The sequence below is a fragment of the Kosakonia sp. H02 genome (genome assembly GCA_030704225.1).
Classification (GTDB): domain Bacteria; phylum Pseudomonadota; class Gammaproteobacteria; order Enterobacterales; family Enterobacteriaceae; genus Kosakonia.
In genome coordinates, this window is sequence record CP131915.1 from 974,520 (window position 1) to 1,000,765 (window position 26,246).

The 26,246-nt window shown below is 55.5% G+C and carries 27 protein-coding genes; 8 read left to right on the plus strand and 19 right to left on the minus strand.

What is annotated here, in order from left to right:
• Positions 1-38 precede the first annotated feature (38 nt).
• Positions 39-638: a 5'-deoxynucleotidase gene (yfbR, locus tag Q5705_04635; protein WLI77850.1), complete on the plus strand. Its 600-nt coding sequence runs from the start codon at positions 39-41 to the stop codon at positions 636-638.
• 29 nt (positions 639-667) lie between these two features.
• Here yfbR and Q5705_04640 read toward each other — a convergent pair whose 3' ends face one another.
• From Q5705_04640 to yfbV, 4 genes are all read right to left on the minus strand, one after another.
• On the minus strand, positions 668-2,500 hold the full coding sequence (locus Q5705_04640) for an SLC13 family permease (GenBank protein ID WLI77851.1): 1,833 nt from the start codon (positions 2,498-2,500) through the stop codon (positions 668-670).
• 75 nt (positions 2,501-2,575) lie between these two features.
• On the minus strand, positions 2,576-3,253 hold the full coding sequence (locus Q5705_04645; protein WLI77852.1) for a sugar phosphatase: 678 nt from the start codon (positions 3,251-3,253) through the stop codon (positions 2,576-2,578).
• Positions 3,246-3,740, minus strand: a complete 495-nt coding sequence (locus Q5705_04650; GenBank protein ID WLI77853.1) for a YfbU family protein — start codon at positions 3,738-3,740, stop codon at positions 3,246-3,248. Before Q5705_04650 ends, Q5705_04645 begins: the two co-directional genes overlap by 8 nt.
• Positions 3,741-3,898: 158 nt before the next feature.
• Positions 3,899-4,354: a terminus macrodomain insulation protein YfbV gene (gene yfbV, locus Q5705_04655; protein WLI77854.1), complete on the minus strand. Its 456-nt coding sequence runs from the start codon at positions 4,352-4,354 to the stop codon at positions 3,899-3,901.
• A 339-nt stretch (positions 4,355-4,693) separates the two neighbouring features.
• Here yfbV and ackA point away from each other — a divergent pair, with 339 nt between their 5' ends.
• Complete coding sequence (gene ackA, locus Q5705_04660) at positions 4,694-5,896, plus strand: acetate kinase (GenBank protein ID WLI77855.1); 1,203 nt, start codon at positions 4,694-4,696, stop codon at positions 5,894-5,896.
• A gap of 78 nt (positions 5,897-5,974) precedes the next feature.
• Entirely contained in the window at positions 5,975-8,116 is a 2,142-nt protein-coding gene (pta, locus tag Q5705_04665; protein ID WLI77856.1) for a phosphate acetyltransferase, read from the plus strand.
• A gap of 51 nt (positions 8,117-8,167) precedes the next feature.
• Here pta and Q5705_04670 read toward each other — a convergent pair whose 3' ends face one another.
• From Q5705_04670 to Q5705_04690, 5 genes are all read right to left on the minus strand, one after another.
• Entirely contained in the window at positions 8,168-9,121 is a 954-nt protein-coding gene (locus Q5705_04670; GenBank protein WLI77857.1) for a transketolase family protein, read from the minus strand.
• Complete coding sequence (locus Q5705_04675) at positions 9,114-9,947, minus strand: transketolase (GenBank protein ID WLI77858.1); 834 nt, start codon at positions 9,945-9,947, stop codon at positions 9,114-9,116. Before Q5705_04675 ends, Q5705_04670 begins: the two co-directional genes overlap by 8 nt.
• On the minus strand, positions 9,947-11,335 hold the full coding sequence (locus tag Q5705_04680; GenBank protein ID WLI77859.1) for a PTS ascorbate transporter subunit IIC: 1,389 nt from the start codon (positions 11,333-11,335) through the stop codon (positions 9,947-9,949). The genes Q5705_04675 and Q5705_04680 overlap by 1 nt, the downstream gene beginning before the upstream one ends.
• A 47-nt stretch (positions 11,336-11,382) precedes the next feature.
• The gene (locus tag Q5705_04685) at positions 11,383-11,655 is read right to left on the minus strand and encodes a PTS sugar transporter subunit IIB (protein WLI77860.1); all 273 of its coding nucleotides are present in this window, start codon (positions 11,653-11,655) and stop codon (positions 11,383-11,385) included.
• 80 nt (positions 11,656-11,735) lie between these two features.
• Positions 11,736-12,179: a PTS sugar transporter subunit IIA gene (locus tag Q5705_04690; protein ID WLI77861.1), complete on the minus strand. Its 444-nt coding sequence runs from the start codon at positions 12,177-12,179 to the stop codon at positions 11,736-11,738.
• 236 nt (positions 12,180-12,415) lie between these two features.
• On the opposite strand from Q5705_04690, the gene Q5705_04695 reads away from it, so the two are divergent.
• Positions 12,416-13,435 (plus strand): LacI family DNA-binding transcriptional regulator, encoded by a 1,020-nt coding sequence (locus Q5705_04695; GenBank protein ID WLI77862.1) that lies wholly within the window; start codon positions 12,416-12,418, stop codon positions 13,433-13,435.
• Here the strand turns inward: Q5705_04695 and yfcD are convergent, their stop codons facing one another.
• The 3 genes from yfcD to yfcF are packed head-to-tail and all read right to left on the minus strand — an operon-like array spanning position 13,436 to position 15,285.
• Positions 13,436-13,981 carry an NUDIX hydrolase YfcD gene (gene yfcD / locus Q5705_04700; GenBank protein ID WLI77863.1) on the minus strand — a complete coding sequence of 182 codons (546 nt, stop codon included), beginning with the start codon at positions 13,979-13,981 and terminating at the stop codon, positions 13,436-13,438.
• A gap of 54 nt (positions 13,982-14,035) precedes the next feature.
• Complete coding sequence (gene yfcE / locus Q5705_04705; protein WLI77864.1) at positions 14,036-14,587, minus strand: phosphodiesterase; 552 nt, start codon at positions 14,585-14,587, stop codon at positions 14,036-14,038.
• A 53-nt stretch (positions 14,588-14,640) separates the two neighbouring features.
• The gene (gene yfcF, locus Q5705_04710) at positions 14,641-15,285 is read right to left on the minus strand and encodes a glutathione transferase (protein ID WLI77865.1); all 645 of its coding nucleotides are present in this window, start codon (positions 15,283-15,285) and stop codon (positions 14,641-14,643) included.
• Positions 15,286-15,420: 135 nt separating this feature from the next.
• Here yfcF and yfcG point away from each other — a divergent pair, with 135 nt between their 5' ends.
• The 3 genes from yfcG to Q5705_04725 all read left to right on the plus strand — a co-directional run bounded on the left by yfcG (position 15,421) and on the right by Q5705_04725 (position 17,572).
• Positions 15,421-16,050, plus strand: a complete 630-nt coding sequence (gene yfcG, locus Q5705_04715) for a GSH-dependent disulfide bond oxidoreductase (protein ID WLI77866.1) — start codon at positions 15,421-15,423, stop codon at positions 16,048-16,050.
• A gap of 37 nt (positions 16,051-16,087) precedes the next feature.
• On the plus strand, positions 16,088-16,984 hold the full coding sequence (locus Q5705_04720) for a TIGR01777 family oxidoreductase (GenBank protein ID WLI77867.1): 897 nt from the start codon (positions 16,088-16,090) through the stop codon (positions 16,982-16,984).
• Between the two features lie 90 nt (positions 16,985-17,074).
• The gene (locus Q5705_04725; protein WLI77868.1) at positions 17,075-17,572 is read left to right on the plus strand and encodes a GNAT family N-acetyltransferase; all 498 of its coding nucleotides are present in this window, start codon (positions 17,075-17,077) and stop codon (positions 17,570-17,572) included.
• 50 nt (positions 17,573-17,622) lie between these two features.
• On the opposite strand, the gene Q5705_04730 is transcribed toward Q5705_04725, so the two are convergent.
• The 3 genes from Q5705_04730 to Q5705_04740 form a co-directional block, all read right to left on the minus strand.
• A complete protein-coding gene (locus Q5705_04730; GenBank protein WLI77869.1) occupies positions 17,623-18,903 on the minus strand; it encodes an MFS transporter in 1,281 nt (426 codons plus the stop codon).
• A gap of 68 nt (positions 18,904-18,971) precedes the next feature.
• Positions 18,972-20,432 (minus strand): xylulokinase, encoded by a 1,461-nt coding sequence (xylB, locus tag Q5705_04735; protein ID WLI77870.1) that lies wholly within the window; start codon positions 20,430-20,432, stop codon positions 18,972-18,974.
• A gap of 10 nt (positions 20,433-20,442) precedes the next feature.
• Positions 20,443-21,840 carry a mannitol dehydrogenase family protein gene (locus Q5705_04740; GenBank protein WLI77871.1) on the minus strand — a complete coding sequence of 466 codons (1,398 nt, stop codon included), beginning with the start codon at positions 21,838-21,840 and terminating at the stop codon, positions 20,443-20,445.
• 200 nt (positions 21,841-22,040) lie between these two features.
• Here Q5705_04740 and Q5705_04745 point away from each other — a divergent pair, with 200 nt between their 5' ends.
• On the plus strand, positions 22,041-22,991 hold the full coding sequence (locus tag Q5705_04745; protein ID WLI77872.1) for a sugar-binding transcriptional regulator: 951 nt from the start codon (positions 22,041-22,043) through the stop codon (positions 22,989-22,991).
• 50 nt (positions 22,992-23,041) lie between these two features.
• Here Q5705_04745 and hisP read toward each other — a convergent pair whose 3' ends face one another.
• The 4 genes from hisP to hisJ form a co-directional block, all read right to left on the minus strand.
• Positions 23,042-23,815, minus strand: a complete 774-nt coding sequence (hisP, locus tag Q5705_04750; protein WLI77873.1) for a histidine ABC transporter ATP-binding protein HisP — start codon at positions 23,813-23,815, stop codon at positions 23,042-23,044.
• Positions 23,816-23,822: 7 nt separating this feature from the next.
• Positions 23,823-24,539 (minus strand): ABC transporter permease, encoded by a 717-nt coding sequence (locus Q5705_04755; GenBank protein ID WLI77874.1) that lies wholly within the window; start codon positions 24,537-24,539, stop codon positions 23,823-23,825.
• Positions 24,536-25,222 (minus strand): histidine ABC transporter permease HisQ, encoded by a 687-nt coding sequence (locus tag Q5705_04760; protein WLI77875.1) that lies wholly within the window; start codon positions 25,220-25,222, stop codon positions 24,536-24,538. The genes Q5705_04755 and Q5705_04760 overlap by 4 nt, the downstream gene beginning before the upstream one ends.
• An 84-nt stretch (positions 25,223-25,306) precedes the next feature.
• On the minus strand, positions 25,307-26,089 hold the full coding sequence (hisJ, locus tag Q5705_04765) for a histidine ABC transporter substrate-binding protein HisJ (GenBank protein WLI77876.1): 783 nt from the start codon (positions 26,087-26,089) through the stop codon (positions 25,307-25,309).
• Between the last annotated feature and the right edge of the window lie 157 nt (positions 26,090-26,246).

Genomic DNA, 26,246 nt, shown 5'->3' on the forward strand with positions numbered 1-26,246 from the left:
CAAAATGGCTCAGGTCGCAGTCACAGACAAGGTTAACTATGAGTCAGAGTCACTTCTTCGCGCATCTCTCCCGCCTTAAACTCATCAATCGCTGGCCGCTGATGCGTAACGTACGCACAGAAAATGTGTCCGAGCACAGCCTGCAAGTCGCGATGGTCGCCCACGCGCTGGCGGCTATCAAAAACCGCAAATTCGCGGGCCAGGTGAATGCCGAGCGTATCGCACTCCTGGCGATGTACCATGACGCATCGGAAGTATTAACCGGGGATTTACCCACGCCGGTGAAATACTTCAACTCGCAGATTGCCCATGAATACAAAGCCATTGAAAAGATCGCCCAGCAAAAACTGGTCGAAATGGTGCCGGAAGAGTTGCAGGATATTTTTGCCCCGCTGATCGATGAACATCAATACAGCGAGGAAGAGAAATCGATTGTTAAACAGGCCGATGCCCTGTGCGCCTATTTGAAATGCCTGGAAGAATTATCTGCCGGCAACAATGAGTTCCTGCTGGCGAAATCGCGCCTGGAGAAAACGCTTGATGCCCGCCGTAGCCCGGAAATGGATTATTTCATGCAGGTCTTTGTGCCAAGTTTTCATTTATCGCTGGATGAGATAAGCCAGGACTCACCGCTGTAATTCAGGCCGGGTCGCCGCCCGGCCTGTTATCAAAACGGAAACAGCACCGGGATCATCACCACACAAACAACCATCACCAGCAGCGTAAACGGCACGCCAAGCTTCACGAAGTCGCTAAATTGATAATTCCCGGGCCCTAATACCAGCGTGTTTACCGGCGATGAAACCGGCGTCATAAAGGCGGCAGAGGCCGCCATAGCAACCATCATGGCAAACGGATAAGGCGAAACGCCCATTGATTTTGCCGCCGCCAGCGCGATGGGTGCCATTAATACTGCCGTGGCGGTATTCGAGATAAAAAGCCCGATGGTGGCGCACATCACAAACAGGCAGATCAGCATCAGATGTGGCCCGTAGCCGCCGCCCAGTTCCATCAACCCTTTGACCACCAGATCGACACCGCCAGTTTTTTGCAGCGCCAGCGCAAACGGCATCATCCCGACAATAAGAATAATGCTCGGCCAGTGAACCGCTTTGTAGGCACTCTCGGCATCAATGCAGCGGAATTTCCCCATCAACATGCAAGCGATAATAGCGGCAATCGGGTTGGGAATTTCATCGGTCAGCATCAACGCCACCATTAATACCAGGCAGAAAATCGCATGCGGTGCCTGGCTGTGTGCCGGGGAAGCTGCGCTTTCTTCAACAGGCAGATTCAGCACTACAAAGTCGCGGGCATCGGCGGCCAGCTGGCTGATTAATTTCCAGTTACCCACCACCAGGAAAATATCGCCCAGTTGCAGCGCTTCGTCCGTTACCGCCCCTTCCAGCGCTTCACCGTTGCGCTTTAAGCCAACAACATTTAACCCATAACGGGTGCGAAAACCGATTTCCCGCACCGTCTTACCGAGCAGTTCCGAATCGGGGATCAGCGAAACTTCTGCCATGCCGACATCCAGCGCTTGATCGGAGAAATACTCCCCGCGCAGGATCAGCGGCTCCAGCAACTGTTCAGCACAAAACTCACGTAGATCGACCTCGGCCGCAGACATATCAATCAGCAGCACGTCGCGGGCGCGAAATTCCGAAACCCCGTTGACGTTCACGATCACGCGGCGAAAGCGCCGCCAGCGCTCAACGCCGATAACATTCGCGCCGTAGCGTTCACGCAACCGTAAATCATCAAGACGCTGGCCAATCATCGGCGAGCCGGGGCGGATCGCCAACCGACGCGCGCGCCCGGTAAGGCGATACTCTTTGATCAGATCGCGAAAAGAGCGGCGCTTCCAGCTCTCGCGCTGGGCTTCACTTCCTTCGCCGTTGAGCATAAAGCGCATCAGCAGCATATAAAGGATGCCGATGAGCAGAACAACCAGGCCTATCGGCGTGACGCTGAAAAAACCGAAACCTTGCAGCCCTTCACGCAACAGTTCACTGTTGATCACCAGGTTTGGCGGCGTGGCCACCAGCGTCATCATGCCGCTGATAAGCCCGGCGAAACTGAGCGGCATCATCAGGCGCGACGGTGCAACCTGCATGCGCATTGATACGCTCAACACCACGGGAATGAAAATCGCCACCACGCCGGTGGAACTCATAAACGCGCCCAGCCCGGCGACGGTGACCATCAGCAGCACCAGCATTTTGATTTCACTGCTGCCCGCCATCTTTACCAGCCAGGCGCCCATATTGGTCGCTACACCGGTGCGCACCAGCCCATCGCCAATAATAAACAGGGCGGCAATCAGGATAACGTTGGGATCGCTAAAACCAGAAAAGGCTTCGGAGAGCGTCAGGGTGCCGCTCAGAACAAAGGCAACAATCACAAACAGCGCGACTGCATCCATGCGCACTTTCCCCGTTGCGAATAACACAACGGCAATGCCCAGCAGACACAGAACCCAAATCAATTCACCGTTCACAACCTGTCCTTGTCAGTTGAGAGTGGGAAAATAGTGCCATAAAAAAACCCCACAAAGGTGGGGTTAAGTCATTGATCAGCCTTTCAGGTTAACCAGTACCGTACCGTCGGGCTGTTTTGTGATGTCTATCGCCTCAAGGCTTTTCAGCGAGAAGTCCACTTCATCAAGCCGGGGCGTATCCGCCGGAACATTCACCGCAATCACATGGCAACCGGCAGCCAGGCCGGACAGCACGCCTGCGGCGGCATCTTCCACCACCACGCATTCCTGCGGGGGCAAACCTAATTGCTGTGCGCCAAGGAGGTAAGCGTCCGGTTCCGGTTTGCCGTGCTTAACCTGTTCGGCAGTGATAAACACCTCCGGCGTCGGCAGCCCCGTCGCGCGATGGCGCGCATGAGCAACCGGCACCGAGCCAGAGGTAACAATTGCCCATGGAATGCCGGATTCATCAAGATGCCGGAGCAGTTCGATAGCGCCAGGCAATGGGGTAATGCCGCCAGTGTCCGATGCTTCAATCTCTTCCAGACGGGTGAATTCCGCCGCGATTTGCTCGTCCGTTGCTCCCGCCATAAAGTGGCGCAGCGAGGTAATAGCCTGTTTGCCGTGGATAAAATTCAGCACCTCGTCATGCGCGATACCGAAACGATCGGCCCAGTTACACCATGCGCGCTCAACGGCGGGCAGCGAGTTTACCAGGGTTCCATCCAGATCAAACAGAAATCCTTTGCACTGCACATCCACCTCCTCAGGCATTAATAATTTGATTAATTTCGTTGCTGCTCAGGTGATACTGGCGTGGGCACGCGTGCCAGACGCTCAGCATACGCTGATATTTTTCCCACATTGGGGTTTGCGCATTGAAGCCGTGCGTGCCGGCATCAAAATGGGTATAACGGCCTTCAATATTGACCATAAAGCGGACATAACCGAGATAGCGGGCTTCGGTGGCGGCGTCAAAGCCGAGAAACGTAACGCGGCGTTCATCAATGGTGCTGCTGTCTTTCAGATTGGTCCAGGAGACATGGAGTGCGTGGTACATCTCCATGATATCGATAACAGTGCGACAGGTTTCTTCTGTCAGCTCGCCAAATTCACGATCCAGCTCACGCATTTGCAGGCCATATCCACGCTCAACAATGGTTTGCAAACGGCGATAACGTTCCGCATTCGCCGGGTCCATCATGGTCATCATTTTATATTGGTTGGATAAGATCAGACGTTGGGCATTGGTCATTTCCATCTTTCAACTCCTGTGGCACGTCGGCGCATTAAAAAAGATGACTCGAGTGTACATGCTGAAAATACGACTTTTCTTGATTTGCCGGGGGTGTTACACGGATCAAATAAAAAAAGAAAGCACCGTGAGATGCCTTCTTCTTATCGTGAGGCGCGGCCTCATCACAAATCATCAAGAAAGGTTTTATCCAGTTGCTTAAACGCGCGCTTAAGCGTGTCAGCCAGCGCCTGGTAATCGGGCTTGCCTTCGACGGGTGCCAGCGCCTGCCCCGCTTCCTGCAACTTACCGCGCACTTCGTAAAACCAGTGCAGAATCGACGGCGGCAGCGGCGTGATGGAGCGTTTACCCAACCACCACAGCCCCTGCATCGGCAAACTTAAGGCAAACATCGCAGTCGCGACGGCGGGACCAAGCTGACCACCCAGCGCAATTTGCCAGCAGAGCGTAAACACCGCCAGCGGCGGCATAAAGCGAATGGCGTAACGCATGGCGCGAATCACGCGGTTTTCAACAAACATTGGAGCGAGGCGTTTTTCCATAGGCCAGGTCTTTGCATAATGCTGACCCCGGCGAAACAAACTGAAAAAATTGACGGGTCTATTTTCAGGAGTAGACATGGCTTTACCTCAACTTCACATATAAAAATTAAAAAAATTGTGCAAAACAACAACTGTGGATGACAACGTTAAAATTTTTTGTCAATCCCACCGGGTATCAGGTATCCTGTCGCAGCCTCAACCAGGGCCTTAGACGAATACGTTTCCGTCGTCAAATATCAAGCTCATTATGCCACTGTCTGAAATTTGCGCAAAATAGCTTAAAATCTTATGTATTCTTTCATCATGTCAGAAAATTCTCCGGGCATGATGTTAATCATAAATGTCAGCGTCAACCTGCGCTACGCTGTGCGACTCACTGACGTTTTTTTTAGCCACGTATCATAAATAGGTACTTCCATGTCGAGTAAGTTAGTACTGGTTCTGAACTGCGGTAGCTCCTCACTGAAATTCGCAATCATCGATGCTGTAAATGGTGACGAGTACCTGTCTGGTTTAGCCGAATGTTTCCACCTTCCTGAAGCACGCATCAAATGGAAAATTGATGGCGGTAAACAAGAAGCGGCTTTAGGTGCAGGTGCCGCTCACAGTGAAGCGCTGAACTTTATCGTTAACACTATTCTGGCACAAAAACCAGAACTGTCTGCTCAGCTGACCGCAATCGGACACCGCATCGTACACGGTGGCGAAAAATACACGAGTTCTGTGGTCATCGACGAATCCGTGATCCAGGGCATCAAAGATGCGGCCTCTTTTGCACCGCTGCACAACCCGGCCCACCTGATTGGTATCGCCGAAGCGCTGAAATCCTTCCCGAGCTTGAAAGAGAAGAACGTTGCCGTGTTCGACACCGCGTTCCACACCACCATGCCGGAAGAATCTTATCTCTATGCGCTGCCGTACAAACTGTACAAAGAGCACGGCGTTCGCCGCTACGGCGCACACGGCACCAGCCACTTCTATGTGACTCAGGAAGCGGCAAAAGTGCTGAACAAACCGGTTGAAGAACTGAATATCATCACTTGCCATCTGGGCAATGGTGGTTCTGTTTCCGCTATCCGTAACGGTAAATGTGTTGATACCTCCATGGGTCTGACCCCGCTGGAAGGCCTGGTTATGGGTACCCGTTCTGGTGATATCGACCCGGCTATCATTTTCCATCTGCATGACACCCTGGGCATGAGCGTTGAAGCCATCAACAAAATGCTGACCAAAGAGTCCGGCCTGCTGGGCCTGACCGAAGTCACCAGCGACTGCCGTTATGTAGAAGATAACTACAAAGATAAAGAAGACGCGAAACGCGCGATGGACGTGTACTGCCACCGCCTGGCAAAATATATCGGCTCTTACACTGCGCTGATGGAAGGTCGCCTGGACGCCGTAGTCTTCACCGGTGGTATCGGTGAAAACGCCGCGATGGTACGCGAACTGTCTCTCGGCAAACTGGGCGTTCTGGGCTTTGAAGTTGACCATGAACGTAACCTGGCTGCCCGTTTCGGCAACTCTGGCTTTATCAATAAAGAAGGCACCCGCCCGGCGGTCGTTATCCCGACCAACGAAGAGCTGGTTATTGCACAAGACGCAAGCTGCCTGACTGCCTGATTACCCACACCGCCAGCCATCGCTGGCGGTGCTGTTTTGTAACCCGTCCGTCACGACGGTAACGAAAGAGGATTAACCGTGTCCCGTATTATTATGCTGATCCCTACCGGAACCAGCGTCGGTCTGACCAGTGTCAGCCTTGGCGTTATCCGCGCTATGGAACGCAAAGGCGTTCGTCTGAGCGTCTTTAAACCGATTGCCCAGCCACGCGCGGGCGGCGATGCGCCAGACCAGACCACCACTATCGTGCGTGCCAACTCCGGTCTGCCAGCGGCTGAACCGCTGAAAATGAGCCACGTTGAATCGCTGCTCTCCAGCAACCAGAAAGACGTGCTGATGGAAGAGATCATCGCGCGCTACCACGAAAGCAGCAAAGACGCTGAAGTGGTGCTGGTTGAAGGCCTGGTGCCGACCCGTAAACACCAGTTCGCCCAGTCTCTGAACTTTGAAATCGCGAAAACGCTGAACGCGGAAATCGTGTTTGTCATGTCTCAGGGCACCGACACGCAGGAACAGCTGAAAGAGCGTATCGAACTGACGCGCAACAGCTTTGGCGGCGTGAAGAACACCAACATCACCGGCGTTATCGTTAACAAACTGAACGCACCGGTTGATGAGCAGGGTCGTACTCGCCCTGATCTGTCTGAAATCTTCGATGATTCGTCTAAAGCGAAAGTCGTTCATATCGACCCGACTAAACTGCAAGAAACCAGCTCGCTGCCCGTGCTGGGCGCTGTGCCGTGGAGCTTCGATCTGATCGCCACGCGCGCCATTGATATGGCTCGCCACCTGAATGCGACCATCGTTAACGAAGGCGACATCAAAACCCGCCGCGTGAAATCCGTGACCTTCTGTGCGCGTAGCATTCCGCATATGCTGGAACACTTCCGCCCGGGTTCACTGCTGGTAACTTCCGCCGATCGTCCTGACGTGCTGGTTGCGGCCTGCCTGGCGGCAATGAACGGCGTGGAAATTGGCGCGCTGCTGCTGACCGGTGGCTACGAAATGGACGCCAGCGTTCGCAAACTGTGTGAGCGCGCCTTCGCCACTGGCCTGCCGGTCTTTATGGTGAACACCAACACCTGGCAGACCTCCCTGAGCCTGCAAAGCTTCAACCTGGAAGTACCGGTTGACGACAACGAACGTATCGAAAACGTTCAGGAATATGTTGCCAGCTACATTAATGCGCAGTGGATTGACTCCCTGACCGCCACGTCCGAACGCAGCCGCCGCCTCTCTCCGCCAGCCTTCCGTTATCAGTTGACTGAACTGGCGCGTAAAGCGGGTAAACGAGTGGTTCTGCCGGAAGGTGACGAGCCGCGTACTGTGAAAGCGGCCGCTATCTGTGCGGAACGTGGTATCGCGACCTGTATCCTGCTGGGTAACCCGGATGAGATCAATCGCGTTGCTGCTGCACAAGGCGTTGAGCTGGGTACGGGCATCGAAATCGTTGATCCGGACGTGGTACGTGAAAGCTACGTTGCTCGCCTGGTTGAGCTGCGTAAGAGCAAGGGCATGACCGAAGCCGTTGCCCGCGAACAGCTGGAAGATAACGTGGTTCTCGGCACGCTGATGCTGGAGCAGGATGAAGTTGACGGTCTGGTTTCCGGTGCCGTTCACACCACTGCGAACACCATTCGTCCGCCGCTGCAACTGATCAAAACCGCACCGGGCAGTTCACTGGTCTCTTCCGTGTTCTTCATGCTGCTGCCGGAACAGGTTTATGTTTACGGTGACTGCGCCATCAACCCGGATCCGACCGCTGAGCAACTGGCTGAAATCGCGATCCAGTCTGCGGATTCCGCTATCGCATTCGGTATCGAACCGCGCGTGGCAATGCTCTCTTACTCCACTGGTAACTCCGGCGCGGGTAGCGATGTAGAAAAAGTGCGTGAAGCGACCCGCCTGGCACAGGAAAAACGTCCTGACCTGGTGATCGACGGTCCGTTGCAGTACGACGCCGCAGTAATGGCTGACGTCGCCAAATCCAAAGCGCCGAACTCTCCGGTTGCAGGTCGCGCTACCGTGTTCATCTTCCCGGATCTGAACACCGGTAACACCACCTACAAAGCGGTACAGCGTTCTGCCGACCTGATCTCCATCGGGCCGATGCTGCAAGGTATGCGTAAGCCGGTTAACGACCTGTCCCGTGGCGCACTGGTTGACGATATCGTCTATACCATCGCGCTGACCGCGATTCAGGCGTCCCAGCAGAAGTAAAAGCGCCATCCAGCAACAACATAAAGGCGACTCCCTGGTCGCCTTTATTGTTTACAGCAGCTCTCTTGCCGCCGACACAATATCGTGTGCCGTCAGGCCATACTCTTTTTGCAGAAAATCCTGCGTTCCCACCTGACCATACCGCTCTTTTACCCCGACGCGTCGCATCGGCACCGGACACGTCTCGACCAGCACTTCTGCCACCGCCGACCCCAGGCCGTTATGAATACTGTGATTTTCGCAGGTCACAATACGCCCGGTTTTCTCAGCATAGTTTTTCACTAACATGCGATCGATGGGCTTTAAGGTAAACATATCGATCACCGCTGCGCTGATCCCTTCGCGCTCCAGTTGCTGTGCGGCAGCGAGTGCTTCCGCCACCATAATCCCATTGGCAATTAAGGTGATATCACTGCCCTCGCGCAGCACGTTACCTTTGCCGATGGTAAAGCGCGAGCCGGGTTGATAAACCGTCGGCGCTTGTTTACGGATAGTGCGCACCCAGTAAAAACCCTCAAGATCCGCCAGTTGATGGAGGATATCGTCGAACATCACCGCATCGGTGACTTCCAGCACCACCGAATGCGCCAGCCCGCGCACAATCCCCATATCTTCAAACGACATATGCGTCCCACCGTTGTGGCACGCCGTCACGCCCGCATCGGAGGCGATAACTTTGACGTTATTGCGCTGGTAATCGAGAGACATAAATAGCTGGTCGAAGCAGCGACGGCTGGCGAAAGCGGTAAAGGTATGCACAAACGGCTTGCGCCCGGTCAGCGACAGACCCGCCGCGGTGCCGATCACATTCGCCTCCATGATCCCGCAGTTGATCACCTGCTGCGGGTACTTTTTATGCACGCCATCCATCGCCATCGAACTCATTAAATCCGCTTCCAACGCGATGATGTCACTGCCCGCTTCAATCTGTTCGCTGATAAAACCGGCGTAGACTTTGCGCATCTCGATACTGTCTTTTCCACCCACCTCGGCAACCTTAATCATGCGCGGCCTCCAGTTGTTCAATCGTCTCGTTAAGTGCCTGTTTCATCTCGTCCGTCAGACGCAGATGGTGTGAGTTACTCAGATTTTCGAGATACGGCACGCCCTGCCCTTTGATACTGTCGAGAATAACCAATCTTGGCCGTGCATCTGCCGCGGGCACCGGTTTGACGGCTTCCAGCAACCCGGCAATGTCATCCCCTTTCACGGTACAGACATCAAAGCCAAAGGCGCGGAATTTCCCTTCCAGATCGAAAGCGCAGATGATTTCGTCCAGCTCGCCGTCCAGTTGCTGCTTGTTCCAGTCAACAAACACGGTGAGATTATTCAGCCGGTGATGAGCGATAAACTGGAACGCTTCCCAGCACTGCCCTTCGTTCAGCTCACCGTCTCCGACGATACAAAAGACGCGGTTCTTCCGGCCCGCCAGCTTGTGCCCCAGCGCCATGCCGCCCGCAATAGAAATGCCCTGGCCCAGCGAGCCGGTAGTGGCATCGACACCCCGGGTTTTCAGGCGATCCGGGTGGCTCGGCAAACGCGTACCGTTGATATTGAGCGTCTGCAACTCCTCCTGCGGGAAGTAACCTTTCAGCGCCAGCGTGCTGTAGAGCGCCGGGCCAGCATGACCTTTCGACAGCACAAAATAGTCGCGCTCCGGCCAGTCCGGGTCGGCGGGGTCAATACGCATGATGTCGCCATACAGCACCGCAAGGGTTTCAACCACCGACATGCTGCCGCCATAGTGACCAAAGCCTAAATGGGTCAGTGATTTCAGCGTTGCCACGCGAATGTCTCGTGCAAATTGTTTCACTTCGTCAATATTGCTCATTATTTCGCTCCGCTATTTTCTTCAGTGCCGCTGGCACCCGGTTTACCTTTCGCCATCAGGTTCCAGACCACTAACACCGCAAACAACGCCACCATGACGCCGGTGATCGCCAGCGGTGAGAGATAACGCGCCAGGTTACCAAGCACGATGCCCACAAAGCCGAAGTCGGCGTCAGAGAAGGTAGTATTGGCAAAGCCCAGCGCGCCCAACACTGGCAGCAGTAATACGGGCAGGAAGGTGATCAACAAACCGTTGGCGAATGCGCCGAGCATCGCGCCGCGACGACCCCCGGTAGCGTTACCAAAAACGCCTGCCGTTGCGCCGGTAAAGAAGTGCGGAACGACACCCGGCAGGATCAATACCAGTTTCATCTGCCCGAGCAGGAATAATCCCACCAGCCCACCGAGGAAGCTGAACAGGAAGCCCACCAGCACGGCATTCGGCGCATAGGGGTAAACCACCGGGCAATCCAGCGCCGGGCGAGCATTTGGCACCAGTTTTTCCGAAAAGCCGGTAAAGGCCGGCACGATTTCTGCAAGGATTAAGCGCACACCTTGCAGGATGATGAACACGCCAGCCGCAAAGGTGATGGCCTGGATAATGGCGTAAACAAGGAAGTTCTGTCCGGCACTAAGCTGGCTTTCGACATACTCGCGCCCCGCGCAGACCGCGAGGATCATGTAGATAATGATCATCGTCAGCGAAATAGAGATAGAGCTGTCGCGCAGGAAGCTGAGGTTTTTCGGCAGGTTCATCTCTTCCGTTGAGCGCGATCCTTTCCCGCATTTGCTGCCAATCCAGCCTGCCAGCACATAACCAAGCGTGCCGAAATGGCCGAAGGCGATATCATCCGTGCCGGTAATGCGCTTCATATAGCGCTGGGCGATGGCCGGGAAAAAGGCCATCACCAGCCCGAGGATCAACGAACCGGTAAAGACCAGGCCGATGCCCTCAAACCCGGCGACGGTCAGGATCACGCCAATCATGCAGGCCATATAAAAGGTGTGATGACCGGTGAGGAAAATATATTTCAGGCGCGTAAAACGGGCGACAATAATATTCGCCACCATGCCGAAAGCCATAATTAAGGCCGTCGATGCACCGTATTTTTCCAGCGCAATAGAAACAATCGCCTCGTTATTAGGAATAATCCCCTGAATATTAAAAGCATGTTCAAACATGCCGCCAAGTGGATTCAGTGAACCAACTAATACCGTGGCACCACCGCCTAATACAATAAAACCAAGAATGGTTTTTACCGTACCTTTAACCACATCAGAAAAGGATTTCTTTTGCGCGACCAGGCCAATTAACGCAATTAACCCTACCAACACCGAGGGCACTTTTAATATATCAACCACAAAATTTAGCGTTTCAAGGATAAACATATCCACCTCGCTTGTGACACCGGCGCGGGCGCGGTATCACGTTGCTGTTAATGGTTGGCGAAGAAAGCGCTGATTTTCGCTTCCAGCTCGTTGATATCAATAATGTTATTCAGCACCACCAGTTGGTTTTCCGGTACGCTGGCGCTGGCGGCAATGTCTTTTGCCATCACAAACACATCGGCCGCACCTGGCGTGGCGGACGATAAATCAGAGTGCTCTACCTCAGCATCAATATTTAACTTCTTCAGTACTTTCTTAATGTTCATTTCGACCATAAAACTACTGCCGAGGCCGGAGCCACAAATTGCCATTATTTTCATGGTTATTACCTTTTTTATGTAGAGTACGTCCGCATCGCCTGAGAAAGGCAATGTGTAAGAAGGCTTATTAAATTAAAAACTCAGTAGCGTTGAATAATGTGGTTAATCTCCTCAAAGCTCTTTGCGCGATGTAATTGTTCCATATCATCGTCGCTGGAAAATAATTCTGCCAGCGCGGCAATCATATCGATATGGCTGTGTTTATCCGGTGCGGCCAGCATAATGACAAGATCGACCGGATCGAATTCGGCTGCGCCAAACGCCACGCCCTGGCGCAACTTTAATAACGATAAGCCCCCCCCTTTCGCTCCCTCTTCCGGGCGCGCATGGGGCATGGCAAGACCCGGCGCCAGCACATAATACGGACCCAGTTTTTGCTGCTGCGCCACAATAGCGGTCACGTAATCTGGCGTAATAGTGCCGGAAGCCAGCAAGGGTCTGCCGCAGATCTCCAGTGCCTGCGGCCAGTTTCCAACGTTATCAAGCAGTTGGATCGTCTTATCGTTAAGCCATTGGTTTAACACGTCACGCCCCTTCCCGGTGGTTAAGATGAGCAAACTTTATGCAAGTCAGTAAGGCTTAACCGTGATAATAGTCGCAAAGATAGCGCTACCAATAAGGAGATGTGAAAAGTGTGATAGCGCTATCAAATATGAAAACGCCGGGGAATTCGCAAAAAAAGCAGGGAGTTCCGGCGTATACTGCGCTGTAGATGAATCACTCAGCGCCTGAGATATGCTCGGGCCAGCCAGGAAACGGAATGTCTATTACCCGAAAACGGCGCAGTACCGGAAAAGTCACTCTGGCCGATGTCGCCCTGCTTGCCGGCGTTGGCACCATGACCGTCTCGCGCGCATTGCGCACCCCGGAGCAGGTCTCGGATAAATTACGCGAAAAAATAGAAGCGGCAGTGCAGGAGCTGGGTTATATGCCCAACCTGGCGGCGAGCGCGCTGGCCTCGGCGTCGTCGTGGACCATTGCGATGGTAGTGCCGAGCCTTGCTGAATCCGGCTGTTCGGAAATGTTCGCCGGTTTGCAGCACGTTTTACAGCCTGCGGGCTACCAAATCATGCTGGCAGAATCCCAACACCGGCTGGAGCAGGAAGAGAAACTGCTGGAAACGCTGCTCGCCTCTAACCTGGCGGCGGCGATTTTACTCAGCGTTGAGCACAGCGACAGAGTGCGCCACTGGCTGAAAAACGCCGATATTCCGGTGATGGAAATCGGCGCCGTACGCGCCGATCCTATCGATATGAATATTGGTATTGATAACGTCGCGGCAATGTTCGAACTGACGCAAATGCTGGTTCAGCGCGGTTATCAGAATATTGGTTTACTGTGCGCCAACCAGGAGCAGTGGATCTTTCAGCAGCATTTACAAGGCTGGTACAAAGCGATGCTGCGCCACCATATGTCGCCGAACCGGGTTATCAACGCCGCCGCGCCGCCGGTGTTTTCCACCGGAGCCGCGCAGTTGCCGGAGTTTTTGCTGGCGTGGCCGGAGCTGGATGCGCTGGTCTGCGTGTCTGATGAGCTGGCCTGCGGCGCGCTGTATGAGTGCCAGCGGCGACGCATTAAAGTGCCGGATGATTTAGCGATTGTCGGGTTTGGCGACAGTGATGTCAGCCGGGTTTGCCAGCCGCCATTAACGACGATTTCGGTGCCGCATCGCAAGATTGGCATTGAAGCAGGACGCGCGCTGCTGGCGCGTCTTAATGGTGAAACGTGGCAGAACAAGACGCCGATTACCCCGGCGTTTTGCCTGCGGGATAGCTGCTAGTTACTCAGCTTCCTGCACTTTTTCCACGTCATTGCTGGCGTTGCGGCTCATCCACAGCGCCAGCGCTTTGAGTGAATCATCGGTGAACTCATCGCAGCGGGCGGTGATCTCTTCTGGCGTCATCCAGAACACTTCACTCACCTCCTCTTCCTGCAAGGCGAATGGCCCGTGAGAAACGCAGCTAAACAGCCCGCCCCACACCCGACAATGCTCATCTTCAAAGTAGAACTGGCCATGCTCGGCAAACGGTACACCAGCGATACCTAACTCTTCTTCCGCTTCACGGCGCGCGGATTCAAGCAGGTTTTCCCCCGCCTGCACCACACCACCGGCGGTGGCGTCCAGCTTGCCGGGCATAAAATCTTTTATTTCCGTGCGACGCTGCACCAGAATTTTGCCCATCCCATCATGCACCACAATGTAGGTTGCGCGATGACGCAGACACTGCGCGCGCATTTGCTGCCGGCTGGCCTGTGCAATCACCTCATTGTCTTCGTTGACAATATCGACCCACTCCATGCCTGCAAAATGACTCTGTTCCACCATCGGGACATCTTCTCTTTATGGCGCTCTTACGGCGCGTTTCGGTTGACGGGTAAATTACGGATTAATCGCAACCTGTGCAATAACCCGCTGATCATTAAATGCGATAACGCGTAACCCATTTTCATCCAGCATGCCGTAGCTGGCGGCAAATCCGCCTTTCGGCATACTGACCGAGCCGGGATTGAAGTGCACAATCTCGCCCCGCTTTTCAGCAACGGGAATATGCGTATGACCGTATGCCAACACATCACCGGCTTCCAGCGGCGGCACATTCTCCGGGCCAAAAAGATGGCCGTGAGTCAGAAACAGACGGCGCTCCGCCAGTAAAACCTGCTGCCACGGGGCGGTGATCGGAAAATGCAGCAGCATCTGATCCACTTCGCTATCGCAGTTACCGCGCACGGCAATAATCCGTCTCGCCTGTTCATTCAGCCGCTCCGCCACTTGCGCGGGGGCGTAACCTTCCGGGAGCGCATTGCGCGGCCCGTGGTTGAGCACATCGCCAAGAATAATTAGCCAGCGGGCACCGCTCTGTGCAAACACTTCCAGCACACGTTCCGTCGCGGGCAACGACCCATGAATATCCGATGCAAACATCAGTTTCATCACTGCACCTCTATGGAAAAAACGCCCCATGATAACGGAAGTCAGCGGGCTTATCAGCCCGGGCGCTTAGCGGAAAGTGCAACATAGCGCTGGACCGATGAGCGCTGCCACTGGAAGGTCGCGTATTCCACCAGCCGCTCCGGCACGTCATCGCCCTGCATCACCAGCCGGTTGAGCATCAGGGCGAGATCGACATCGGCAATGCACCACTCACCAAACAGATTCGGTTTACCGTGCGCCAGCCACTCACCCGCAAGGGTAAACAGCTTTTCCGCGCTCTGCTGCCCGGCGGCGCTGAGCGGCGCTTTTTTCGCCCCGGCAAACACCACATCCGTGGAACGCTCTTCGCGAATCGGCTGCAAATCGCTACGCAACCAGGCCTGAATCTGCCGGGCGCGGGCGCGGTTTTGCATGTCGTGAGGGTAAAGCCGCTCCCACTCTGGCGGCGCGAAACGCTCGTCCAGATATTCGGCAATCGCTGAGGATTCGCTAAGGGTGAAGCCGTCGATGTCCAGCGACGGCACGCGCTGCGTCAGGTGAAAACCCGGCCAGTCCGCGTCATGTTGCGCCCCGTTATCGAGATCGACTGTTTTCAGGGTGAAGGGCAGCCCTTTTTCGTGCAGCGCAACATACGCCGAGAGCACATACGGGGAGAAATAATCTGCGTCAGACCACAACGTTATTGCCGGTTCGCTCATAACATCCTCGTTTCGCGGTTGGTTTTTTGTTCAAAATATAGCGTCTTGTGCGTCCTGTCACTTGATGAAAACTCAGGCAGCAGCGCTAACACCTATACTCATTGTGCGACGCTCATTCCGCTAACGGGAGTATTGATGATAGACCTCTATTTCGCACCGACGCCAAACGGACATAAGATAACGCTGTTTCTGGAGGAGGCCGGGCTGGCGTATCGTCTGATCCGCGTGGATATCAGCAAAGGCGATCAATTTCGCCCCGATTTTCTGCTTATCTCCCCGAACAACAAAATCCCGGCGATTGTCGACCATGAACCCGCTGACGGCGGCGCGCCACTCAGCCTGTTTGAATCTGGCGAGATCCTGCTCTATCTGGCAGAGAAATCGGGTCAATTACTCAGCGGTGAGCTGCGTGAACGCCATGTCACCCTGCAATGGTTATTCTGGCAGGTGGCCGGGCTTGGGCCGATGCTTGGGCAAAATCATCACTTTAACCACTTTGCCCCGCAGCCGGTGCCGTACGCCATTGAGCGCTACCAGGTAGAAACCCAGCGTCTGTATCAGGTGCTGAATAAACGCCTGGAGCAGGTGCCGTGGCTGGCGGGTGAACATTACAGCATTGCCGATATTGCCGCCTGGCCGTGGATTAATTCCCACCAGCGCCAGCGTATTACGCTTGAGGATTATCCGGCGGTGTTTAACTGGTTCGAGCGGATCAGCACCCGCCCGGCCACGGAAAGAGCGTTGCAAAAAGCGCAACTGCTCTGATTTGCGATAAAGGGAACCTGACGCACTGGAGGGAAGCATGAAGATACTGATTACCGGCGGTACTGGCCTGATTGGTCGTCATCTGATCCCCCGTTTGCTGGAGCTACGCCACAGCATAACGGTGGTCACCCGTAATCCGGCGAAAGCCCAGCACACCCTGGATGCCCGCGTCAGCCTGTTAAAAGGCTTAAATGACCTGACGCATCTGGACGATTTCGATGCGGTGATTAATCTGGCGGGCGAGCCTATCGCCGATAAGCGCTGGACGGAGGAGCAAAAGCAGCGCTTATGCAACAGCCGCTGGCAAATCACCCAGCGGCTGGTGGATCTGTTTAAAGCCAGTGAAAATCCGCCGCAGGTGCTAATCTCCGGTTCCGCATGCGGCTACTACGGCGATCTTGGCGAAGTGGTGGTTACGGAAGAGGAGCCGCCGCATAACGAATTCACCCATAAATTATGTTCGCGCTGGGAGCAAATCGCCTGCGAAGCACAAAGCGATCGCACCCGCGTCTGCCTGCTGCGCACCGGTGTGGTGCTGGCTCCGAAAGGCGGCATTCTCGGCAAGATGTTGCCGCTGTTTCGCCTGGGGCTCGGCGGCCCAATGGGCGATGGTCGGCAATATCTGGCGTGGATCCATATCGACGATATGGTCAATGGCATTCTCTGGCTGCTGGATAACGATCTTCGCGGGCCGTTTAATATGGTTTCGCCCTACCCGGTGCGCAATGTGCAGTTCGCCCACGCGCTCGGTCACGCGCTGCACCGCCCGGCAGTGATGCGCGCGCCCGCAGCGGCGATTCGCCTGATGATGGGGGAATCCTCGGTGCTGGTGCTCGGCGGCCAACGTGCATTGCCAAAACGCCTTGAAGCCGCCGGGTTTGCGTTTCGCTGGTATGACCTGGAAGAGGCGCTGGGGGATGTGGTTGCCTCTTAATGCAACAGCCGCTACCCCCTAATTTTCGTGGCATCCCTCGCGCTTTTGCGGTGCTAAGCTAAACCGCTTTATCACCACAAGGGCGCTTTAATGACGTTGCAGACACCCCGCTTTACCCTCACCCGGTTTCAGGATTCCGACTGGCCGTTTTTTCTGCATATACGCCAGGACGACAGCGTGATGCGCTTTATGAGTGAGATCGCTTCCGAGGCGCAAATCCGCACGTTATTTAGCGATCGCCTGAACAACAGCAACGCCTTTGTGGTCCGTGATGCGCAGAACAACGCCATCGGTGATATTGGCCTGCGTCCGAGTCAGCACAATCCGCAGGAAGCGGATGTCGGTTACTCGATCCTGCCTGTGGCGCAAGGCCAGGGGGTCGCATCCGAAGCGCTGCACGTGCTGTGCAATTTTGCTTTTGAACAGCGCGATATCCAGGCGCTGAACGCCTGGGTACTGGCGCAAAACCAGGGCTCGGTAAGGGTGCTGGAAAAAAGCGGTTTCACGCGGGTGCAGGTGCTGGAAAAAGCGTATTTGCTGCACGGTGAATATCACGACGACTGGATCTACCGGCGGGAAAAGCGCTAAAGAGACTGCGCCCTGCCCGGTAAGGCACGCTCACCGGGCAGGAGACAACATCATGCGCGTTGCTGCGCCTCTTCTTCACGGGTTTTCGCCTGCGCACTGGCGCGTTTTGGCTGCGGCACTTTAATGATAAAGGTCAGCACCCCGGCAAAAATATACAACCCGGTGTAGACCCACACCACGCCCACGATATCGAAGAACGGCAGGATGGCCGATGCAATAGCCGGTGCGACAAAGTTACTCATCCCGGCGGAGAGGTTATAAATCGACACCGCCGCGCCTTTATGCTGCGGCTCCAGCGTCGGGAACACCGCTGTCATCGGCACAAACGCGGCGACAAAAATCCCCAACATCACCGCCGGGATCATCGCCACCAGGAAGTTATGCCCGGCGTACACCGGCAGGTAGTAAAAAGTCAGGCTGGAAATAGCCATTCCGAGGCAGCCAAACCAGCGCACCTGGCGGATCCAGCCGATGTACTCGCCGGTTATCCCCCAGAAAATATTGGTGAAGATGGTGACAAAGAAGAACACCGCCCAGATTTGTAGCCATTCAGAAATGCTAAAGCCCAGCCGGTCGACAAACAGCAGCGGCATGACGATCGCAAAACCAAACAGCGACAACGTATTGATAATGCGGATCAGACAGGCGTAGAAAATATCGCGGTTGGTGAACAGAATGGTGACCGCGCGGGAGAGTTCGGTCATTTTCTCACGCATTGGCAGGTTCACCCGCGAGCGATCCACCGGCACATTGCGCAGGCTGAAGAACGCCAGAATCCCGCCGCTCGCCACCCAGGCAATGGCAAACCACAGTGTACCGGTTTCACCAAATGCCGGAATGGTCAGGCTCGGCAAATAGCTGCCCACCACACCAATGCCCACCGAGTACATCGCCCAGAACCAGCCGGTTGCTGCGGCCAGATGTTGACGGGGTAATACCTGCACCAGCATCAACATAAACGAGTAAATAAAGAGCGGATAGGCCAGCCCGCGAATGCCGTAAAACAGCAGCATTAACGGATAGTTACGCATCCCAAGACCGAGGGACATAAACAGTGCGTGCATGATGATCCACAGGATAAAACCAATGGTCATCGCTTTTTGCGGCGTGATAAGCTCCGCCACCACGCCGGAAGCCCAGGCCGCCAGCGCCGCCGCCAGGCCGTACATGGTAAACACCATCGCCGATTGCGCCGGGGTGAAGCCCATATCGGTAATGTGTTTTGACAGGAAAGCCATTTCAAAGCCATCGCCTGCCATAAAAATGGCGATAGCCACAAATCCCCACAGCAGATGTTTCGGCAAGCCAAACCAATATTCTTTAGATTGCATCACAATCTTCCTTATCTTATGGGAGCCACGCCCCGGCTGGGGTAGGTACAGAGGCCGGGGCTTGCGGGTTACGGCAGCAGCGTACGCGCCGCCTGCTGTTGTTGGTAAAGCAGCCGGAACAGCGCCAGGCGCTGCGACAGCCACTCACGGCGTTGTGCCTGCGGCGTGTAGCGGGCGACCACCGGCGGTTTCAGGCACACGTTGGCTTCCGTACCGCCATCCGCCAGCCAGCCCAGCCGTGCTGCGCCCAGTGCGCCTGACGAACTGGCAGGATGCGTCACCATCGGGATCGCCAGCACATCGGCTATCAATTGCGCCCAGACGGTGCTGCGCGCGCCGCCTCCCGTCAGGCTGCACTGGGAAATCTGCGCATTGCCAAGCACCTGCAAACCGTCCGCCAGGCCAAAGGTTACCCCTTCAATCACCGCGTAACCCAGCAACGAGCGGCTGGTTTCATGGCGTAAATTGAAGAAGCTGCCGGTGGCCTGCGGATCGTTATGCGGTGTCCGCTCGCCAGAGAGATAAGGCAAAAACAGCGGCGCACGGCGCAGGTCGTCATCGGTGAGTTGCGCGATTTCATCCATCAACTGGCTTTCCGTTACCGATAGCAGATTGCACACCCAGCGCAGACAGCTTGCCGCGCTGAGCATGACGCTCATCTGATGCCAGCGCCCCGGCAACGCGTGGCAAAACGCATGCACGCCGGAATCGGGGTCGGCTTGCAGCGCATCGTTGACCACGAAAATTACGCCGGACGTCCCAAGCGATATAAACGCATCGCCCGGTGCGACCGCGCCAACGCCGACGGCAGACGTGGCATTATCGCCGCCACCCCCGGCAACAATCACCGAGGAGCTAAGCCCCCATTCGGTAGCGAGCGCTGCGCGCAACGTGCCGCTGGATTCGCTGCCTTCTACCAGAGCTGGCATCTGCTCGCGGCGTAAATCAGTCATCGCCAGCAGTTCGTCAGACCAGTCACGTTTTGCCACATCCAGCCACAGCGTCCCTGCCGCATCAGACGGATCGCTGACGAACTCGCCCGTCAGCCGCCAGCGCAGGTAATCTTTCGGCAACAATACTTTTGCCACCTGGCTGAAAATTTCCGGCTCGTGACGCGCGACCCACACCAGTTTCGGTGCGGTGAAGCCCGGCATAATCATATTGCCGCTGAGCGCCATCATTTCCGGGTGGTGCTCGCGCAGCCAGTCGCACTCGTCGGCGCTGCGCGTGTCGTTCCATAAAATGCACGGGCGCAGCACATTACCGCCGCTGTCGAGCAGTACCGCGCCGTGCATCTGCCCCGACAAACCAATGGCGCGAATAGCCGCCCACTGCTGCGGGTGCTGCTGGCGCAGTTCGCTCACCACGCGCCCGCATGCCTGCCACCAGGCTTGCGGATCCTGCTCGGCCCAGTGCGGGTGCGGACGCTGTACTGTCAGCGCCGCATGAGCGGAGCCGACAATCTCGCCACGTGCATCCAGCAGCAGCGCTTTTAATTCCGAGGTGCCAATATCAATCCCCAGGTACATAGCGCCTCCCTCAGGCTGTCGCCAACTGAGCCTGCGGCTGTTTCACCCACTGCTCCAGCTCCGCCACGGTGCGGCGCAACAGGGCGAGGAACTCAGCCGAGTGGGCAAGCTCAGCGAACAGGGCTTCATCTTTTGCGAACGCAGCCAGCGGATCGTCCGAGGCAAACATCGCTTTGATGGCTTCCGGCTGCATCACGCCATCCTGGTAGGTGTACGGCAAGGTGCCGTCGGCCCAGCGGCGCAGGAACAGGAAGAACAGCCCCGGCAGTACGGCGGTCGCAGAGGGTTCTGCGCCGCGCTGGTAGCACTGAAGCAGGGTCGGCGTCACCATGCCGGGGATTTTCGACAAGCCATCGGCGGCGACGCGCTGGTTGGTGTCTTTGATATACGGGTTGCCAAAACGGGCCAGCACCACATCACGGTAATCAGCAAGATCGAGCGGGCTCGGCGTCAGGGAAGGAATCACATCGCGGGAGACATACTCCCAGGCCATCTGGCGAATGGCGCTCTGGTGGGTACTTTCATCGATATAGCTCAGGCCAATCAGCGTGCCGGCCCAGGCAATGCAGCTATGGGTAGCGTTGAGAATGCGGATTTTCGCCTCTTCCCACGGCAGAACGGATTTCACCAGCTCGACGCCGACATTTTCCAGCGCCGGGCGGCCGTTGATAAAGTCATCTTCAATGACCCACTGGATAAAGGATTCACCCATCACCGGCACGGCATCGTGAATGCCGGTTGCCGCCAGCACGCGTTCGGCAACATCTGGCGTCGGGCGCGGCGTAATGCGATCCACCATGGTATTGGGCGAGGTGGTGTTCTGTTTTACCCACTCATGCAGCGCCTTTTCACCTTTGGCTTGCAGGAAAGAGAGAAAACCGTGACGGAAGCGCTCGCCGTTATGGCGCAGGTTATCGCAGTTCAGCAGCGTTACCGGGCCAGCGTTATTGGCAATACGCTGTTTCAGGATGCGGGTCAGCGCGCCGTAGAGGGTGCGAATACCGCCGTTGAGATCCGCTTTGATATCCGCCTGGTGGGTATCCAGCTCATGTTCCGGCGTCAGGTAATAACCGCTTTCGGTGACGGTAAAGGCAATGACGCGGGTTTCAGCATCGGCTCCCTGGGCGACCAGCGCGCTGATTTCGCTGTCCCAGGCCAGCACTTTGCGAATGGATGTGATGGTTTCGTACTGGCGCTCCCCTTCCGGGGTCACGGTTTCCAGCACGTACTCGCCTTTTTGCGCGGCAAGTGCGCCGAGCAGCGCATTGGCATCGTCGCGAATATTTCCCAGCGCAATACTCCAGCTATCGTCGCCCTGCTGCATCAGAGTGTGCAGATACCACGCCTGATGAGCACGATGAAACGATCCTGCGCCAATATGCATCCATACCGCTTTTTGACCTGACATAATCTCACCTCGTAATTGAGCATTTGACATATTTACGGGCAGATGCCCGTTTGTTGGGAGTATGTTAGTAGCCAAAAGTGAAATTGTTCTGTGAAGTAACTCGCGAAAGTAACATTTGCCCGTAAAAATGACTTTTGCCCATTTCCGCTTTCGTCACGTTCAGCGGTACACTGTCGACAGGCTATTTCGGGAACGCGTGAATGAACAAAGAAGAGAAAAAGCAGGAACTCGCCGCCCGCGCCGCGTGGATGTATTACGTGGCGGGTTTAACACAGCAAGATATCGCCACGGCGCTCGGGTTATCGCGCCAGGTGGCTCAGCGGTTGATCTCCAGCGCGCGGGAAATGGGCATGGTGACGGTAAATATCAGCCACCCGGTGACGCGTTGCATGAAGCTCGCCCGCGAAGTAGAGGACAAATTTGGCCTCTCCCTGTGCCGGGTGGTGCCTTCGTCCGGGCTGGAGAACGAGGCCATTCAGCAAATGCTGGCGGTCGAAGGCGCAGAGGTGATGGCGCAATTTATCGCCGCAGAGACACCGCAGGTGTTTGGCATTGGTTCGGGGAAAACGCTGCGGGCGATTATTGACGCGCTGCCGTGGCTGGAGCGCCCCCAGCATCAATGTGTGTCGATGATTGGCGCGATTGCGCGCGATGATTCCGGTACGCGCTACGATGTGCCGCTGAAAATGGCCGAGAAGATGCAGGGTAAGTATTTCTTTATCCCCGCGCCGCTGTATGCCGACAGCGAGGAAGATAAAGCAATGTGGTGCCAGCACCAGGTTTATCAGCGCGTTGCCGAACGGGCGCTGAATGCCGATATTACGTTCCTCGGCATTGGCGAGGTCGGCCTCGGTTGCCCGCTCAATGCCGAAGGGTTTATTACCGATGAGCAAGTCCAGGCCCTGGAGCAACAGCATGTCGCCGGTGAAATGCTCGGGCATTTTTTTAACCACCAGGGCGAGCGGCTAAAAGGGGAACTGGATACGCTGCTGACCAGCGTGCCGCTGTGCAGCCACACGCCGCGCAAAGTCTACGCTTTCGCCGGTGGCGAGAAGAAGTATGCCGCGATCCATGCCGCGTTAACCGGCAAGTGGGTGAATGGTCTGGTGACGGATGAAGATACGGCGGTGAAATTATTGGCAGCCAGGTAACAACAGCGGATTCGCCCGGTGGCGCTGGCGCTTACCGGGCCTACAAAACCTTACTTCAACGAACCTTTAAGGAACTGCTGCAAGCGCTGGCTTTTCGGGTTGCCGAAAAGCTCATCCGGCGCGCCCTCTTCTTCGATTTTGCCCTGATGCAGGAAAATCACATGGCTGGACACATGGCGGGCAAAGCCCATTTCATGGGTGACCACCACCATCGTTTTCCCCTCTTCTGCCAGCTGCTGCATAATACGCAGCACTTCGCCGACCAGTTCAGGATCCAGCGCGGAAGTCGGTTCATCAAACAACAACACTTCCGGCTCCATCGCCAGCGCCCGGGCAATCGACACGCGTTGCTGCTGGCCGCCGGAAAGATGCACCGGGTATTTTTGCTGCTGCATCGCGTCGATACCGACTTTCGCCAGGTATTTCACCGCGCGGTCGCGGGCTTCCTGTTTGCTTAAACCGAGCACCTGGATCGGCGCTTCCATCACGTTCTCCAGCACCGTCATATGGCTCCACAAATTAAAGTGCTGGAACACCATCGTCAGGCGGGTACGCAACAGGCGCAGCTGGTGCTTGTCGGCCACCTTCAGTTGACCGTCTTTATCACGCACCAGGTTAATATTCTGCCCGCTGACCACGATTGAGCCTTCGCTCGGTTTTTCGAGAAAGTTAATGCAGCGCAGAAACGTACTTTTGCCGGAACCGGACGAGCCGATAATGCTAATCACATCACCCGCATTAGCCTGCAACGACACGCCTTTCAGCACTTCATGCTCGCCGTAGCGCTTGTGTAGATCGATAACGTTTAATTTATTCTCAGACATCGTGCTCTCAATGCGTCGAAGAAGGCTTCATATGCTGCAACCAGCGCTTTTCCGCTTTGCGGAACAGGCTGATCAACACATAAGAAATCATTAAATACAGCACCGCCGCGATACCGAACGCCGTGAACGGCTGGTAGGTGGCGGAGTTAATATCACGGGCAATTTTCAGCAGATCCGGCACCGTCGCGGTAAACGCCAGCGCCGTCGAATGCAGCATCAAAATCACCTCGTTACTGTACGCAGGCAGCGCAATACGCAACGCCGACGGCAGAATAATGCTGCGGTACATTTTGAAAGAGGAAAAACCATACGCCCGCGCCGCTTCAATCTCGCCGTGCGGTACGGAGCGAATCGCTCCGGCGAAAATCTCCGTGGTGTAGGCGCAAGTATTGAGCGTCAGCGCCAGCACAGTGCAATTCAGGCCGCTACGGAAAAAGGCATTCAGCAGTTCGGTGCCTTTGACAATCTCCAGCGTGTACATGCCGGAGTAGAACACCAGCAACTGCACATACAGCGGCGTGCCGCGAAACACGTAAGTGAATAACCAGATGGGAAAGCAGATAAATTTATTGCTCGAGACGCGCCCGATAGCGAGAAACACCGCCAGCACGCCGCCCATCACCACCGATGAAATCAGCAGCCATAAGGTGACAGCCACACCGGTCAGGCGATAGCCGTCACTCCAGAGCAGGGATTTCCAGTACTCCTGAACAATCTCGATCACAGGTCAGCCCTCTTCACACCTACCGAGTAGCGACGTTCGAGAAGAAGCAGTACGCCATTGGAAGCCGTGGTAAATACCAGATAAATCACGCCGCAGACAATGGCGAAGTAGAACGGCTCCCAGGTGCTTTTCCCGGCAAGCTGGGTGGCTTTCACCACATCTTCCAGCCCGAGCAGGGAGACCAGCGCGGTCGCTTTCAGAATAACCTGCCAGTTGTTGCCAATGCCCGGCAGCGCATAGCGCATCATCGCCGGAAAGAGAATACGGCGGAAAATCTGGCGACCGGTAAAACCAAACGCCGTCGCCGCTTCGATATGCCCTTTCGGCACCGCCATAAACGCGCCGCGAAAGGTTTCGGTGAAGTAGGCCCCGTAGATAAACCCAAGGGTGATTATCCCCGCCACCATCGGGTCGATATCCAGTTGATCCATGCCGATCGCATCAGTAATGCTGTTGAGCGCAATTTGCAGTCCATAAAAAATGAGCAGCATCAGCACCAGGTCCGGTACGCCGCGGATAAGCGTGGTGTAGCCTTCAAAAATCAGCGCCAGCGGCCGGTTTTTCGAGAGCTTCGCGCCCGCGCCCGCCAGGCCAATCAGCACCGCCAGCACCACGGAACTGAGCGCCAGCTCCAGGGTGACAAGGGCACCTTGTAATATCACGTGAGAAAACCCGTACAGCATGCAGCCTGTCCTGTCGTATGTGGTGTTTGCCGTGTCTTTTCCCCTCCCGTTTCAGGAGGGGCCGCACGTTAAGCACGGGTGGGATTAGCCACCGTAAACATCAAAATCAAAGTATTTTTTCGCGAGTTTTTCGTAAGTGCCGTCGGCGCGCATTTCGGCAAAGGCTTTGTTCAGCGCATCGCGCAGTTCGTTATCGCCTTTGCGCACGCCCATACCGGTACCGACGCCAAACAGCTTCTCGTCTTTAATGGACGGACCGCCGAATTTGTAGTCTTTACCCATTGGCGTTTTCAGGAAGCCTTCACTGGCGGCCACTTCGTCCTGGAACGCGGCGTCAATACGCCCGGCCGTCAGGTCAGCGTAAATAGTGTCCTGGCCCTGATAAGAGACGATTTCCACCCCTTTCGGTGCCCAGTGAACATTGCCGTAGGTTTCTTGCGTCGTGCCTTGCAGCACGCCAATGCGTTTGCCTTTCAGTTTGTCCAGCTCGGGCTGAACAGCAGAATCTTTTGCCACCACCAGACGGGAATCCGCGGCGTAGAGCTTGTCGGTGAAGTCAATTTCCTGCTGGCGTTTTTCAGTAATCGACAGCGAGGACATAATGGCGTCGATTTTTTTCGCTTTTAACGAAGGGATCAGTGCGTCCAGCGGGTTTTCAACAAACACACACTGCGTATTAATGCGTTTACAGAGTTCTTTCGCCAGATCGATATCAAAACCAACCAATTCACCCTGTGCATTCTTTGATTCAAAGGGGGCATAGGTCGGATCGGTACCAATACGTAATTTTTGGGGAAGCGCGGCGAATGCCGTAGAAACGCTGGAAACAGCGAGCACCAGAGAAAGCGATAACACCAGTTTTTTCATCATTATCCTCAACAGACTGTCTTTCCTAAGGGAATTCTCAGAACATTACGGTGCCGTTATCGTGCCATCATCTGCCCCGGCAAGGCAAAAGATAATCCCCGCACGATGGCTTTTTTTGCATTCTGGATGCGTAACTATGCATCCATGCACTTTTGTG

Bases quoted from the DNA above. Each gene is read 5' to 3' on its own strand.
- Q5705_04685 (WLI77860.1), bottom strand. From the start codon at position 11,655: ATGAAAATAATGGCAATTTGTGGCTCCGGCCTCGGCAGTAGTTTTATG.
- hisP (WLI77873.1), bottom strand. From the start codon at position 23,815: ATGTCTGAGAATAAATTAAACGTTATCGATCTACACAAGCGCTACGGC.
- xylB (WLI77870.1), bottom strand. From the start codon at position 20,432: ATGTACCTGGGGATTGATATTGGCACCTCGGAATTAAAAGCGCTGCTG.
- Q5705_04745 (WLI77872.1), top strand. From the start codon at position 22,041: ATGAACAAAGAAGAGAAAAAGCAGGAACTCGCCGCCCGCGCCGCGTGG.
- Q5705_04720 (WLI77867.1), top strand. From the start codon at position 16,088: ATGAAGATACTGATTACCGGCGGTACTGGCCTGATTGGTCGTCATCTG.
- yfbV (WLI77854.1), bottom strand. From the start codon at position 4,354: ATGTCTACTCCTGAAAATAGACCCGTCAATTTTTTCAGTTTGTTTCGC.
- hisJ (WLI77876.1), bottom strand. From the start codon at position 26,089: ATGAAAAAACTGGTGTTATCGCTTTCTCTGGTGCTCGCTGTTTCCAGC.
- Q5705_04650 (WLI77853.1), bottom strand. From the start codon at position 3,740: ATGGAAATGACCAATGCCCAACGTCTGATCTTATCCAACCAATATAAA.
- Q5705_04670 (WLI77857.1), bottom strand. From the start codon at position 9,121: ATGATTAAGGTTGCCGAGGTGGGTGGAAAAGACAGTATCGAGATGCGC.
- ackA (WLI77855.1), top strand. From the start codon at position 4,694: ATGTCGAGTAAGTTAGTACTGGTTCTGAACTGCGGTAGCTCCTCACTG.
- Q5705_04760 (WLI77875.1), bottom strand. From the start codon at position 25,222: ATGCTGTACGGGTTTTCTCACGTGATATTACAAGGTGCCCTTGTCACC.
- Q5705_04645 (WLI77852.1), bottom strand. From the start codon at position 3,253: ATGCCTGAGGAGGTGGATGTGCAGTGCAAAGGATTTCTGTTTGATCTG.
- yfcD (WLI77863.1), bottom strand. From the start codon at position 13,981: ATGGTGGAACAGAGTCATTTTGCAGGCATGGAGTGGGTCGATATTGTC.
- Q5705_04730 (WLI77869.1), bottom strand. From the start codon at position 18,903: ATGCAATCTAAAGAATATTGGTTTGGCTTGCCGAAACATCTGCTGTGG.
- Q5705_04680 (WLI77859.1), bottom strand. From the start codon at position 11,335: ATGTTTATCCTTGAAACGCTAAATTTTGTGGTTGATATATTAAAAGTG.
- Q5705_04675 (WLI77858.1), bottom strand. From the start codon at position 9,947: ATGAGCAATATTGACGAAGTGAAACAATTTGCACGAGACATTCGCGTG.
- Q5705_04725 (WLI77868.1), top strand. From the start codon at position 17,075: ATGACGTTGCAGACACCCCGCTTTACCCTCACCCGGTTTCAGGATTCC.
- yfbR (WLI77850.1), top strand. From the start codon at position 39: ATGAGTCAGAGTCACTTCTTCGCGCATCTCTCCCGCCTTAAACTCATC.
- yfcG (WLI77866.1), top strand. From the start codon at position 15,421: ATGATAGACCTCTATTTCGCACCGACGCCAAACGGACATAAGATAACG.
- Q5705_04695 (WLI77862.1), top strand. From the start codon at position 12,416: ATGTCTATTACCCGAAAACGGCGCAGTACCGGAAAAGTCACTCTGGCC.
- yfcE (WLI77864.1), bottom strand. From the start codon at position 14,587: ATGAAACTGATGTTTGCATCGGATATTCATGGGTCGTTGCCCGCGACG.
- yfcF (WLI77865.1), bottom strand. From the start codon at position 15,285: ATGAGCGAACCGGCAATAACGTTGTGGTCTGACGCAGATTATTTCTCC.
- Q5705_04740 (WLI77871.1), bottom strand. From the start codon at position 21,840: ATGTCAGGTCAAAAAGCGGTATGGATGCATATTGGCGCAGGATCGTTT.